The 13,006-nt window shown below is 70.3% G+C and carries 14 protein-coding genes; 6 read left to right on the top strand and 8 right to left on the bottom strand.

The genetic code is table 11. The features are described from left to right. Positions 1 to 183: 183 nt before the first annotated feature. Together VGC13_RS27130 and VGC13_RS27125 are read right to left on the bottom strand one after the other, a co-directional pair. Positions 184 to 564, bottom strand: coding sequence for a helix-turn-helix domain-containing protein (locus tag VGC13_RS27130; RefSeq protein ID WP_331128460.1), 381 nt, complete (start codon positions 562 to 564; stop codon positions 184 to 186). 34 nt (positions 565 to 598) lie between these two features. Continuing rightward, positions 599 to 895, bottom strand: coding sequence for a type II toxin-antitoxin system HigB family toxin (locus VGC13_RS27125; RefSeq protein ID WP_331128459.1), 297 nt, complete (start codon positions 893 to 895; stop codon positions 599 to 601). A gap of 193 nt (positions 896 to 1,088) precedes the next feature. Between VGC13_RS27125 and VGC13_RS27120 the strand changes: the two genes are divergently transcribed. Continuing rightward, the gene (locus VGC13_RS27120) at positions 1,089 to 1,409 is read left to right on the top strand and encodes a hypothetical protein (RefSeq protein ID WP_331128458.1); all 321 of its coding nucleotides are present in this window, start codon (positions 1,089 to 1,091) and stop codon (positions 1,407 to 1,409) included. Positions 1,410 to 2,268: 859 nt separating this feature from the next. Here the strand turns inward: VGC13_RS27120 and VGC13_RS27115 are convergent. The 6 genes from VGC13_RS27115 to gcvH all read right to left on the bottom strand — a co-directional run bounded on the left by VGC13_RS27115 (position 2,269) and on the right by gcvH (position 5,445). Next, positions 2,269 to 2,748, bottom strand: a complete 480-nt coding sequence (locus VGC13_RS27115; protein ID WP_331128457.1) for a DUF4112 domain-containing protein — start codon at positions 2,746 to 2,748, stop codon at positions 2,269 to 2,271. 59 nt (positions 2,749 to 2,807) lie between these two features. Further along, entirely contained in the window at positions 2,808 to 3,536 is a 729-nt protein-coding gene (locus tag VGC13_RS27110) for a Nif3-like dinuclear metal center hexameric protein (RefSeq protein WP_331128456.1), read from the bottom strand. Further along, positions 3,533 to 3,691 carry a hypothetical protein gene (locus VGC13_RS27105; protein WP_331128455.1) on the bottom strand — a complete coding sequence of 53 codons (159 nt, stop codon included), beginning with the start codon at positions 3,689 to 3,691 and terminating at the stop codon, positions 3,533 to 3,535. The genes VGC13_RS27110 and VGC13_RS27105 overlap by 4 nt, the downstream gene beginning before the upstream one ends. Before the next feature lie 51 nt (positions 3,692 to 3,742). Continuing rightward, complete coding sequence (locus VGC13_RS27100) at positions 3,743 to 4,090, bottom strand: hypothetical protein (protein ID WP_331128454.1); 348 nt, start codon at positions 4,088 to 4,090, stop codon at positions 3,743 to 3,745. A 170-nt stretch (positions 4,091 to 4,260) separates the two neighbouring features. Further along, positions 4,261 to 4,947, bottom strand: a complete 687-nt coding sequence (locus VGC13_RS27095) for a metal-dependent hydrolase (protein ID WP_331128453.1) — start codon at positions 4,945 to 4,947, stop codon at positions 4,261 to 4,263. A gap of 111 nt (positions 4,948 to 5,058) precedes the next feature. After that, the gene (gene gcvH / locus VGC13_RS27090; protein WP_331128452.1) at positions 5,059 to 5,445 is read right to left on the bottom strand and encodes a glycine cleavage system protein GcvH; all 387 of its coding nucleotides are present in this window, start codon (positions 5,443 to 5,445) and stop codon (positions 5,059 to 5,061) included. Between the two features lie 173 nt (positions 5,446 to 5,618). Here gcvH and VGC13_RS27085 point away from each other — a divergent pair, with 173 nt between their 5' ends. From VGC13_RS27085 to VGC13_RS27065, 5 genes are all read left to right on the top strand, one after another. Beyond that, positions 5,619 to 6,815 carry a hypothetical protein gene (locus VGC13_RS27085; RefSeq protein WP_331128451.1) on the top strand — a complete coding sequence of 399 codons (1,197 nt, stop codon included), beginning with the start codon at positions 5,619 to 5,621 and terminating at the stop codon, positions 6,813 to 6,815. Between the two features lie 107 nt (positions 6,816 to 6,922). After that, a complete protein-coding gene (locus VGC13_RS27080) occupies positions 6,923 to 7,507 on the top strand; it encodes a TetR/AcrR family transcriptional regulator (protein ID WP_331128450.1) in 585 nt (194 codons plus the stop codon). An 800-nt stretch (positions 7,508 to 8,307) separates the two neighbouring features. Beyond that, complete coding sequence (moeB, locus tag VGC13_RS27075; protein ID WP_331128449.1) at positions 8,308 to 9,495, top strand: molybdopterin-synthase adenylyltransferase MoeB; 1,188 nt, start codon at positions 8,308 to 8,310, stop codon at positions 9,493 to 9,495. 437 nt (positions 9,496 to 9,932) lie between these two features. After that, the gene (locus VGC13_RS27070; RefSeq protein ID WP_331128448.1) at positions 9,933 to 12,404 is read left to right on the top strand and encodes a cation:proton antiporter; all 2,472 of its coding nucleotides are present in this window, start codon (positions 9,933 to 9,935) and stop codon (positions 12,402 to 12,404) included. A 168-nt stretch (positions 12,405 to 12,572) separates the two neighbouring features. Continuing rightward, positions 12,573 to 12,995: a hypothetical protein gene (locus VGC13_RS27065; protein WP_331128447.1), complete on the top strand. Its 423-nt coding sequence runs from the start codon at positions 12,573 to 12,575 to the stop codon at positions 12,993 to 12,995. The last annotated feature ends 11 nt before the right edge of the window (positions 12,996 to 13,006 follow it).

The following is a 13,006-nucleotide window of genomic DNA, read 5'->3' as shown; positions in this document are numbered from 1 at the left end:
AGCGTCCGCGGCCGATGTGCCACCTCCCGGGCGGATCGGCGGGAATGCGGGGAGGGAAGACGTGCGGTGGAGCGAACCCCGGAGATGGACCGGCGCGGCGCCGGTTGCCGGGCGGCACCGTCCGCCTTGCCGAAGCAAAGTGGACATAAAAGTGCACAGCGCTGGCCCCATACGAGCGGGTACCTAGAACAAGAAATCCGCGGGAATGTGCAGGTGCGATCTCAGCGCCTCGATCTGCCCCCGGGAGAGCGCGCGCCGGCCGTTGAAGAAGTCCGACACGCGGCTGCGCCCGCCCATCAGCGGCGCGAGCTCGGCGCGCGTCATCCCCCGCTGCTCCAGGACGAAGTCCACCATGTCCTGCGGGGTGAGGCCGCTGTCGTCGATGGGGTGGTGGCGCGCCTCGTAGTCCTCCACCAGCAGCGACAGCAGCTCCAGCCGGTCGTAGCCGGGGCTGGGGGGCTGGGGATGGATGTCGACGAGCCGGTCGATCTCCGCCACCGCGGCATCGTATTCATCCCTGCTGCGCAGCACGTGCGGTGTGGGACAGTCGAGCACCGTCTTCATCGAGCCACCCTCGTTGTCGTCTCTGACGCGGCGCCTACAGGTCGCCGGTCCTGCTTCTGCGGTCGTACTCGGCATGGGTGAGCACGGAGCGGGTGTAGACTCGCTGCAGGTCGTACCGCATGGTGACCACCAGCCGGTACTTGTTGCCTCCAATATCGAACACGGTCAAGCCGTTGCCCAGAAAGTCGGCGGTGGGGAAGTCCGCGCGCACGTCGTGCGGCGTTCTGTACCGCGCCGCGTGGATCAGGCGCCGCCAGGCCTTCAGCGGGATTTCCGCATCGGGATGCTCCGTCCAGAACGCCGTCAGTCGCGTTTCGGTGATGATCCGCATCTGCTCGCTTTTCCATCTCCTCCGCCACGACCTGCCTTCGGATTACCAAAATGGTAACGGGCGGTTCCGCGGCTGTCAAGGATGTAGTTTTCCCATGATGGTAACACGGTGATGCTGGGGCTTCCGCGGCCTGCCGCTTGCGACGGGTGGCGACCCCTTGAGGGGGCCGATCATCACGCACACGGAGGCGGACATGCAGGACCGCGAGAGCCAGAGCGACGTGAATCCCGGCAGCGTGGAGCGGGGGCTGGACGAGGCGCCGGCCGAGCGCGAGGGGATGCGGGGCGGGGGCGTGGAGCGCGAAGGCACGCAGGGGGATGAGGGGCTGCGCGGCGGGCCGGTGACCGAGCGGGAGCGGGCGGACGGCGGGCAGATCACCCAGCGCGAGGTGTTCGACAGTCCTGGCCAGGCGGGGCGCGAGGACGCCATGAACAGCAGCCGTTCCGGCGGGATGGAGAACCGCCCCGGCGACCGCAGCGACCCCATGCCCCCGGCCGGCGGCTCCAGCCGCTGACTCCTGAGTCGCTGAACCTCTTGCCGCAATTGACTTCCTGAGGGAGGCGCCGCTCCGCGGCCCGCCGGCACGATGGGCTGTGGCGCCGACCGAAGGATCTCGCCGGCAGAACCGAGGGGCTGGCTTCCGTGCGCGGAAGCCGGCCCCTTGCCGATGCGGACGAGATTCTCGGTCGCGCGCAGGCGATTGTGCAGCGTTCGGCTGCACGTGGTGCGCTCCCGGACTGGAAAGCCGGTCCCCCTCAATCTGTCATTCCGAGGGAGCGCACACCCGGCACCTAGCCTGACCACGAACCCGGCGCGCGACCAAGGAATCTACTCTCCGCCTCTTCGTGGCCCGCCGCGAAGCCCCCACACTGGCCCTGTCGCGCTGTTTCGCCGCCGCGGCAATGGCGTGGGCTGCCGCGTCCTGCCTCACGCGAGCCGACAGTAGATTCCTCGGCCCTGCAACCCGCGGCGTGATCGTCCGATTGCGGCGCGGCCGGGCCTCGGAATGACAATCCCCTTCGTCCAGCAGGTGCGCGGAGTGCCGCTGGAGTACAAGAAAAGCCTGCTCTCCCCCAATCTGTCATTCCGAGGGGAGCGCACACCCGGCACCTGGCCTGACCACGGAACCCGGTGCGCGACCGAGGAATCTACTGTCCGCCACTTCGTGGCCTGCCGCGATGCCCCCACACTGGCCCTGTCTTGCTGTTTCGCCGCCGCGGCGATGGCGTGCGCTGCCGCGTCCGGCCTCGCGCGAGCCGACATTAGATTCCTCGGCCCTGCAATCCGCGGCGTGATCGTCCGATTGCAGCGCGGCCGGGCCTCGGAATGACAACTCTTCTCATCCAGCAGGTGCGCGCAGCGATCGCCTGCGTTCAGGTGATCGCCTGCCAGAGCGCGCGGAACAGGGAGAACGCCAGCCAGCCCATGGCGCCCAGGATCACGACGAGCGCAATGACGACGGCGACCACCACGGCGGTGCTGGAGCGGCGGGTGCTGCCGGGACGGTCCAGCTCGCCGCGCAGCAGGGCCACGTTGCGCGCGTTGGCCTTGAACCACGCATCGAACAGGTCGCCCACGAAGGGGATGGCGCCCACCAGCGCCTCGATCCCCACGTTCAGCAGCATCCGCACGAGCGACGAGGCCGGCGCCCCCAGCCGCGCCGCCTGCACCACGATGTACGCCGACATCACCGCGCCCGTCGCGTCGCCCACGCCGGGAATCAGCCCGATCACCGCGTCCAGCCCGAAGCGCCTGCCGGTGCCGGGGATGGGGATGGAGTTGTCGAGCACGTAGCCCAGCGAATCCAGCCGGCGCAGGGCCCGCTCGCGCGCCGTGTGGTCTTGTGGCTCCATCGGGCTCTCCGGGAGGGGCGTGGGCGGTGGTGCGGGAGGGTGAGGCACGGACTGCGCCGTCAGGGATGGAAGACGGTCGACAGGCGGCCGGGGAAGGCGGAGGCGAGCGCGTCGGCCAGCAGCCGCAGCCCGTACTCCTCGATGCGCCGGTGGCCGATTGCGACCGCGGCCATCCGCGTTTCGGCGAGTGCCGGGCGCGCGGGGTGGCGGATCTGGCCGGTGAGGTACAGGTCCGCGCCCAGCGCCGCGGCCTCGCGCACCAGCGCGTCGGTCATCGCGCCGACGGCGGCGATGCGGCGGATGGGCGCGGCGTCGCCCTGCACCACTTCTTCCACGCCGCCGAACATCGCCTCGAAGCGCGCGATCCACGCGGCGGGCTCCGCCATGCCGATCGAGCCCACCATCCCCGGCGCCCCGTCCGCGCCGCCGCCGAGCGGCCGCACGTCGTGCATCTCAAGCGCGAAGAGCAGGCCGGGGTTGGCGCCGATGGTCAGGCGGTGGTCGAAGGCGGCGTGGGAGGCCAGGGTGCCGATGTCGGGCGGGAGCCCCGCATCCTCCACGCCCCACGGCCGGTGCAGAAAGAGCGCGTCGAGATGCTGCGCATCCACCCACGCGGCCAGGTCCGGCGCGGGCTCCAGCGCAAACCCGAGGCGCGCGACCGGGCGCGGAGAGGGGACGTAGACCAGCGGCGGATCATCGGGAAAGGCGCCCGCATCCACCACGTCGCCGATGCGGGCGGCAAGCTCCGCGAGGGGGACGGCGGGGGCGGGCGACTCGTATCCCGTCACGCCTCGGGATCGGATCCCTGGTTTCGCTCGCGGCTGTTGCGGCGTGTGGTGACGATGTATTCGATCGACTTCCACATGACCACCGCGCAGGCCGCGGCGGCCGCCAGCGCGTACCCCGCCTCCAGCGCGCGCGACTGCAGGATGAGTCCCACCATCGTCTGAATCTCCTGGTGAATGTCGCGCGCGTGGAGGCGGGGCCCCGTGCGTCAGGGCGTGGTGGTCTGGCCGGGCGCTCCGCCGTTTCCGACGTTTGCGCCGCCGCCCTGCGCGCCGCCGTTCCCGACACTGCCGCCCGTGGTGCCGCCGGTCGCCCCGCCACCACTCATCGCGCCGCCGCTGCCCGTTGCGGTGCTGTCGGCCATGGTGCCGCCCTGGCCGGCGACGGGCACCCCGGTGGTGTCGGGGCTGTCGGTAAAGATCTCGGTGTCCGCCGTGCCCGAGGCGTCCACGCCCGGCACGTCCGCCGGATCGCCCTCGTTCTCGCCGCCGCCTCCGCACGCCGCGGCGCCGGCCAGCAGCAGGACGGCCCCAAGCTTCGCGATGTTCATCCGCATCGTACCGCTCCCTCCGTTTCTGGACTCCCTCAACTTCCCATGCGCGCGGCCCGTGTGCAATGGCCCTGCCACGCGGCCCCTCACCCGCCGGCGCCGGACGAAACGAATCCGCCCTCCGCCTGGAGTGCAGGCGGAGGGCGGAAGAGCCGTCGACCGGGCCGGGTGCGGCGTCAGGCCTCGAAGGTGCCGCCGGGCTGCATGATCTCCACCCGGGCCGACTCGCCGACCATCTCGCGGAAGCCCGCGGGGTCCTGCTCGATGACCGGGAAGGTGTTGTAGTGCATGGGGATGACGATCTCGGGCTGGATCATCTCCACGGCGCGGGCCGCATCCTCGGGTCCCATGGTGAAGTTGTCGCCGATGGGGAGGATGGCCACGTCCACGCGGCCCTGCAGCAGCTGCATGTCGGTGATGAGCGCCGTGTCGCCCGCGTGGTAGATGGTGGGCCCGCCGTCCAGGCTGATGAGGAACCCGCAGCAGTCGGTGGTGAACGCGCCCTCGTCGTCGCCGTCGATGCTGCCGGTGTGCACCGCCGGCGTGAGCTTTACCCGGCCGAAGGGAAAGAGGTACGCGCCGCCGATGTTCATCCCGTGCCCGTTCTTTACGCCCTGCTTCTGGCAGAACGCCACGAGCTCGAAGGTGGAGATGACGGTGGCGTCGGTGGCCTTGGCGATCTTGATGCAGTCCGCGAAGTGGTCCGCGTGGCCGTGCGAGACCAGGATGAAGTCGATCTTGCCGACGTCGCCGCTCTTGATGTCGGCCATGGGGTTCTCGTCGATCCAGGGATCGATGAGGATGCGCGTGCCGTCGTGCTCCAGCGTAAAGCAGGAGTGTCCGTGCCAGGTAAGGATCGCCATGAGAAGAGTGCGTGAGTGCGTTAGTGCGTGAGTGCGTCAGTGGAAAAGCACACGGCGCGGGAAAGAGCTGCTCCCGCACTCACGCACTTCCGCACTCACGCACTGCCTTTCTCAGCCGATCAGCGCCTCGTAGGCGGCGGCGTCCAGCAGGCCGTCGAGCGACGCGGCGTCGGTGACGCGCACCTTGATCATCCACCCCTCGCCGTACGGATCGCTGTTCACCACGGCGGGGTTGGCGTCCAGCGCGGCGTTGGCCTCCACCACCTCGCCCGCGACGGGCATGTAGAGGTCCGAGACCGCCTTTACCGCCTCGATGGTGCCGAACGTCTGGTGCGCGTCGTACGTGGCGCCCGCGCTGGGCAGCTCCACGAACACGATGTCGCCCAGCTCGCCCTGCGCGTAGTCGGTGATGCCGACGTAGAAGACGCCGTCCTCACCCGCGGGCTTGAGGTACTCGTGCTCTTTGGTGTACTTGAGGTCCTGCGGGACGTTCGCCATGGTGCTCTCCGAGCGGTTCTGGGCCGGGGCCGGATTTCGCCGGAAGATATAGGCCGCGCACACCGCGACCGTCAAGCGCGCCGGCACCCGCTGGACGAAACCTCCGCGCCCGCGCATCGTAGAATTCCGCCGATCCGAATCAGAGTTCCGCCCCGTTCTACCTGGATGTTCCGATGGACCTGAGCATCGATGCCGCCCGTCCCGTCCCGCGGCCGCCCATCATCCGCAAGCCCGCAAAGAAGTCCGCCTGGCGCGCCCTGCTGACCGGCATGGCCGGCGGTGTCGTGGGCGCGCTGCTGGCCGCGGGCGCCATCCGCCTGCTGGGCGGGGGCGTCACGGGGCTCGGCGGCAAGGCCGCGCTCCGCGCCGCGTACGGCCCGTGGACCACGGTGGTGGTGATGCTGACCGCCCTTGCCGCGGCGTGGCTGGCCATCCTGGCGCACGAGGCCGGGCACGTGGCGGGCGGGTGGATGGGCCGCTTTCGCTTTCACCTGCTGGTGGCGGGCCCGCTGCGCGTGGAGCGCAACGCCGCGGACCGCGTGCGCGTGGGGCTGAACCGCGACGGATCGCTGTACGGCGGCATCGCGGCGATGATGCCCACGGGGACTGACGCGCTGGGCAGGCGGATGGCGCTGATGGTGGCGGGCGGGCCGGGCACCAGCTTTCTGCTGGCCGGGGCGGCCGCGCTGGCCGGGCCCATGGCGGACGGGGCGCCGCTGGCGCGGCTGCTGCTGGGCGTACTGGTGATCATGTCTGGCGGGGTGGGCCTGGTGACGCTGGTGCCCATGCGGTTCAGCGGCTTTGCGTCGGACGGGGCGCAGCTTCTGCGGCTGGCGCGGGGCGGCCCGGATGCACAGCGGCAGGCGGCGATCATGACGCTGGTGGCCCTGTCGATGGCGGAAACGGCGCCGCGCGACTGGCCCGAGGAAACGGTGCGCGCCGTGACCGCGCTGCGCGACGGTGGACCGGACGAGTGCTCGGCGTGGCTGCTTGCGTACAGCCACTACCTGGACCGCGGCGACACCGACCGCGCGCGGCAGGCGCTGCACCGGGCGCTGGAGCTGGCGGACCAGTATCCGCAGCCGTTCGTGCCGGCGCTGATGGCGGAGGCGGCGTTCTTCGACGGCTTCGTGACCCGCGATGCGGCGGCGGCGCGCGCGTACCTGGCGGAGGTTCCGGAAAAGGCACCCGCCGTAAAGCCGTTCGACCGCCTGCGCGCCGAGGCCGCCGTCGCGCTGGCGGAGGGCGACCGGGCCGGCGCCGCGGAGCGCATCCAGCGCGCCCGCGCCGCACTTCCCGACAAGGACCCGTTCCGCCTGGCGCTGCTGGACCAGATGGCCGCCGCGGCCTCGACGGAGAGTGGCGCCTGACGCTTCAGCCGATTTGCAGCCTTCGCTGCCGATCGGCTCACCAGATGCTTGACGTGTCCGCATCTGTGCACGATTGTAAATGAACACACATTCACGAAAGTGCGCGCATGTCTCCGCGGCCCCGCAGCACGTCGGACGAAGAGATCCTCACGGCGGCGGCCCGCGTAATCTCGCGGGTGGGCTCCGGGCGTTTTACGCTGGGCGACATCGGCGAGGAGGCGGGACTTTCTCCGGCGGGGCTGGTGCAGCGGTTCGGCTCCAAGGGCGGGCTGCTGCTGGCGCTGGCGGAGCACCGCGCATCCGGCGTCCCCGGCCGGTTCGCCGCCGCGCGCGAGCTGCACGCCTCGTCGCTCGACGCGCTTCTGCACGCGCTGGCCAGCATTGCGCACGAGGTGGATACGCCGGAGGCGCTGGCGAACCTGCTGGCGTTCGAGCAGATGCACCTGGACGAAGACGGCTTTCACGCCCACGCGCTGCGGCACGCCCGCACCATGCTGGCGGAGATCCGCGCGCTGCTGGACGAAGCCGTGGAGGCGGGCGAGCTGGCGGAGTGCGACCCCGACGACCTGTCGCGTACCGTGCAGACGGCCTACACCGGCGCGCTTTCCACCTGGGCCGTCTACCGCTCCGGCACCCTCGACGACTGGCTTCGCGGCGAAGTCGAAGCCGTGCTGGAGCCGTATCGGGCGTAACCTTCCCGCCTTGCCCCCTCGCCCGGATCTGTCATTCCGAAGGAGCGCCGCGCTGAACCCTCTCCAACCGCCAGACCGGGCGCGCGACTGAGGAATCTACTCTCGGGATTCTGGTAGCCAGCCCCTTAGAATGTGTTTAAGAATCCCTGCGCTCGCGCCGGTCTGTCATTTCGAAGGAGGCGCCACACCGCACCATCGGCTCGCACGAAATCCGGCGCGCCGACTGAGAAATCTACTGTCTGCCGCTGGTGCCCCGCCGCACCGCTCCGGCACTGGCCCTGTCCGCCCGTGTCGTAGCCGCAAGGTAAGCACGGGCTACCGCGTCTGCCCTCCAGCAATCCGACAGGGGATTCCTCGGCCCTGCAACATCTGGTGTGAAAGCAGGCTACGGCGTGGCCGGGCCTCGGAATGACAGCGCTGGTAGATCTGCCTGGATGCGCGGCGTCGGATTCTTAACACGCTCTTATGCGCAGGACCATCGGCTTCGTCCGGCCATGCCGCGGGCGGCAGTTGCGGTGCGGGCTGCCGCGTCGGAGTTCGAGCAGCCAGAAAGTAGATCCCTCGGCCCTGCAACCACTTGCGTGTGCGGACGGTTTCTCGTGGCCGGGCCCCGGGATGACAGACTTTTGATGTAGCGCCGTGCTCACCTGACCTGGCGCGACGGTCGGAACTCTTGCCGCGCGGTCTCCCGCGGCGTCTGCGTCTCATCCCGAATCCACAAAGGGTAGCTGCTGCTCTGCGCGCAACGTCGTCGCGCCGGGTGTTGCTGGCTGTCCCCTGTCCCCTGTAACCTGTCCCCTATGGAGACTCGCGACCCGGCCAGCCTGCCCGCGCTCACGCAGGACGAATCCATCCGCTACAGCCGCCACCTCATCCTTCCCGAAGTGGGGCCGGAGGGGCAGCGGCGGCTGAAGGCGGGGCGCGTTCTGCTGGTGGGCGCCGGCGGGCTGGGCTCGCCCGTGGCGATGTACCTGGCCGCGGCGGGGGTGGGAACGCTGGGGATCGTGGACTTCGACGTGGTGGATACCACCAACCTGCAGCGCCAGGTCATCCACGGCACCCCGGACGTGGGCCGCCCCAAGCTGGACTCCGCCCGCGACCGCATCGCCGGGATCAACCCGCACGTCGCCGTCGAGGGCCACCCCGTGCGCCTGACCAGCGCCAACGCGCGCCAGATCGTGCGCGGGTACGACGTGGTGATCGACGGCACGGACAACTTTCCCACGCGCTACCTGGTGAACGACGCGTGCGTGCTGGAGGGAAAGCCGTGCGTCTACGGCTCCATCCTGCGGTGGGAGGGGCAGGCGTCGGTGTTCTGGGGCGGGCGCGGGCCGTGCTACCGCTGCCTGTTCGCCGAGCCGCCGCCGCCGGGCGAGGTGCCGTCGTGCGCGGAGGCCGGGGTGCTGGGCGTGCTGCCGGGGATCATCGGGTGCGTGCAGGCGCTGGAGGCCGTGAAGCTGCTGCTGGGACAGGGCGATTCGCTCATCGGGCGCCTGCTGCTGTTCGACGCGCTGCGGCTGCGGTTTCGCGAGATGCGCCTGCGCCGCGACCCGGCCTGCCCTGTCTGCGGCGACGCCCCGACGATCCACGAGCTGATCGACTACGAGCGCTTCTGCGGGTACGCGCCCGCGGAGGCCGTGACGGAGAACCGGATGAACGACGACGTGCCCGAGATTACCCCGACGGAGCTCAAGGAGCGCCTGGACCGCGGCGAGCGGCTGACCATCATCGACGTGCGCGAGCCGTTCGAATGGGAGATCGGCAACCTGGAGGCGCACGGCGCGCGCCTCATTCCGCTCAAGCAGGTGCCCGAGCGGATGGACGAGATCAGCCCGGACGAGGAGATCGTGCTGCAGTGCCGCAGCGGCGCCCGCAGCGCGCAGGCGCTGGGCTTTCTGCGCCGCCACGGCTACGACCGCGTGCTGAACCTCAAGGGCGGCATCCTGGCCTGGTCCGACCAGGTGGACCCGTCGATCCCGAAGTACTGAGGCGCGCGAACGGCATCGGGCTGCGTCCGCGAACGCCCCCCACCCCGGCCCTCCCCCGCAAACCGCGCGGGGGAGGGTGTCGCGCCCGACAGGGTGTCCGGAGCGGGATCGAATTCTCCTCTCCCCCATGCAGTGTATGGGGGAGAGGCCGGGAGAGGGGGGCGCCCGCCGCTCGCGCCGAACCCAATCGTAGCGCGATCGAATTCTCCCCTCTCCGTGAGGAACGAGCGGGGAGGGGCCGGGGGAGGGGCCCCCGGCGGACGCAGTTCGATGCCGTTCGTTGTGCTACGAACCACTCCCAATCCTTTGTAGTCACTGCACGACCGGCACGGAACCCGCGGCGGCAAAACGCCGAAGCACCCGCATAGCCGTCTGGAGGAGGGCACCGGTCCCTGCTCCCTGACCTGGGCCTCAACCACCCACGGCCAAGGAAGCCGATGCCCGCACCGCTGCTGTCCATCATCCCCACCCCGCCGTTCACGGACCCCGTCCTGATCGTCGCGCTGGCGACGCTCCTCTTTCTTGCCGTGCCCATCCTGGCCGAGCGCGTGCGCGTCCCCGGCGTCATCGGGCTCATCGTCGCGGGCGCGGCGGTGGGGCCGCACGGGGCGGGGCTGCTGGCGCGCGACCAGACCATCGTGCTGCTGGGCACCGTCGGGCTCCTCTACCTGATGCTGATGGTGGGGCTGGAGCTGGACCTGCACCAGTTCAACCGCTACCGCAACCGCAGCATCGTCTTCGGCCTGCTCTCGTTCGGGCTCCCCGCCGCATTGGGACTGTCGGTCGGACTGGCGCTGGGCTACTCCACCGGCTCGGCGCTGCTGCTGGCGTCGGCGTTCAGTTCGCACACGCTGCTGGCGTACCCCATCGCCAGCCGGCTGGGGATCGTGCGCAACGAGGCGGTGACCACCGCGCTGGGCGGCACCATCCTGACCGAGATCCTGGCGCTGCTGCTGCTGGCCGTGGTCGCCAACTCGGCGGGCGGCGGCGCGCCGACGCTGGGGTTCTGGGCGCGGCTGGCGGTCTCGTTCGGCGTGTACGTGGGCGTGGTGATGTGGGGGCTGCCGAGGCTGGGGCGCTGGTTCTTTCGGCAGGCGGGGGAGGGCGGGGCGGAGTTCATCTTCGTGCTCGCCGCGCTGTTCACCGTGTCGTACCTGTCGCACGCGGCCGGGGTGGAGCCCATCGTGGGCGCGCTGCTGGCCGGCCTGGCGCTCAACCGCCTGGTGCCCAGCCACGGCCCGCTGATGAACCGCATCCACTTCGTCGGCAACACCATCTTCATCCCCTTCTTCCTGCTTTCCGTGGGGATGCTGGTGAACGTGCGGGCGCTGGACAGCGCCCGGGCGTGGACCATCTCCATCGTCCTTACCGTGGGCGTGATCGCCGGCAAGTGGCTGGCGGCCAGGGTGACGGAAAAGGCGTTCGGCTACGATGCGGACGAGGGATGGGTGGTCTTTGGCCTGACGGTGCCGCACGCGGCGGGGACGCTGGCCATCGTCCTCGTGGGCTACGAGCTGGAGCTGCTGGACCAGACCGAGGTCAACGGCGTGGTGCTGATGATCCTGGCCACCTGCCTGGCCGGCCCCTGGGCGGTGGAGCGCTTCGGCCGGCGCCTGGCCGCGCGCGAGGAGCAGAAGCCGTACAATCCGGATTCGGCGCCGCGCCGCATCCTGATCCCCCTGGCCAACCCCGCCACGGCGGAAGCGCTGATGGACCTGGCCTTCGTGGTGCGCGGGCGCGACGGCGACGAGCCGCTGTATCCGCTGACGGTCGCGCCCCAGGAGGGCGGCGCGACGGAGGCGTGGGTGGCCGAGGCGGAGCGGATGCTGGGCCACGCCGTGCACCACGCCGCCGCCGCCGAGGTGCCCACCGCGCCGCTGACGCGGGTGGACGCCAACGTGGCCGCGGGGATCGTGCGCGGCATCGCGGAAACGCGCAGCACCGAGGTCATCATCGGCTGGGACGGGCGGCGGACGGGGGCGCGCGCCATCTTCGGCACGGTGCTGGACCAGCTGCTGGAGCGCACGCGGCAGATGGTGCTGGTGGCAAAGCTGGGCCACCCGTTGAGCGTGACGCGGCGGCTGGTGGTGCTGTGTCCGCCCGGCATCGACCGCCACCCCGGCTTTCAGGCGGCGCTCTCGGCCGTGAACCGCATCGCCGCCGGCATCGGCGCGGGGATGGCGGGCGTGGTGATCGGCCGGGACGCGGAGCGGCTGAAGGCGGTGCACGCCGGTGTGCGGCCGCAGGCGGCGGCGGAGTGGCAGTCGGTGGCGGACTGGGGCGCGCTGGACGCGTGGCTGCGGGCGTCGCTGCGGCGCGAGGACCTGGTGGTGCTGATGGGGGCGCGGCGGGGCACGGTGGCGTGGCACCCGCGGCTGGCGCGCCTGCCCGGCGAGCTGGCGGACCTTGCGCCGGAAAGCTTCCTGGCCGTCTACGCGCCGGAGTCCGAGGCGCCGGCGGACCGGGCGGTGGAAGCGATCTCCGGCACGTTGGTGCCCGAGCGCGTCGTCCGCGTGCAGTCCGCGGACTTCGGCGACGCGATGCGCGAGATGCTGGGCTCCGTGTTCGACGCGGATACGGCGCGCGCCGTCGCGGAGACGCTGGAGGCGTCGGAGCAGGCCTACAGCACGGAGATCGTGCCCGGCGTGGCGCTGCCCCACGCGCGGCTGCCGGGGCTGCCGCGCTCCGTGCTGGTGCTGGGGGTGAGCCGCGAGGGCGTGCCCCTTCCGCACGGCCGCCGCCCCGCGCGCCTCCTCTTCGTCCTCGTCAGCTCCGCCGAGCGCGCGGAAGAGCACCTGCGCGCGCTTGCCCAGATCGCCCAGCTCCTGGCGGACCCTGCCGAAACCGGCAGGCTGCTGGAGCGCTACGCCCCCGAAGCCAGGCTGGACTGGCTGCACGTGAACGAGTGAGGGAAGCGCGGAGGAGCGAAGCGATGCTTGAGCTCATCGCACAGACGAGCCTTGCTTGCGTCATTTTGCGCCATTACGTTGTGGGGCTCGGACCCTGACGAGTTCAACGCCGGTGCCTCTAGCTCTGCGCCTGCGGACGGATCCATTCCTTCTCACCCGGTCGCAACAATGTTTGAATTGATCACTTTTGGACTCATCCTCAATGTTCTGATCGTTGCTTCACTTGTCACATTCGCTACCGAGCGGTTCTCGCCTCCGGGGAAAAGGCCTCGCACCAATGGAATCGCCGTCGTGGTGAGCTTCTTCATTGCTGGCGGAGGACATATCTACAAGGGCTACTTCGGAACCGGAACGCTGATTCTATTCGTCGTCTCATTCATCAAGGCAACCTCTGACGGCTCCTGGCTCATCATTCACGCGATTGCGCTTTTGCATGCCGCGTACGTGAAGCCGGCTGAATACACCACACAGGGGCCGGATATCGCACTGTGCTCTGAATGCGGCATGGAGTTTCCCGACACCGATCTGACGACCCACGACGGCAAGCTGTGGTGTCCCAGGGACTACAAGGCGCGACTCGCGGCAGGCTGAGATCGACACGG

Source organism: Longimicrobium sp. (assembly GCF_036399255.1).
In the GTDB taxonomy this organism is placed as follows: Bacteria; Gemmatimonadota; Gemmatimonadetes; order Longimicrobiales; family Longimicrobiaceae; genus Longimicrobium.
Note: the sequence above shows the minus strand (reverse complement) of the source record. Positions and strands in the feature narration are given on the sequence as shown.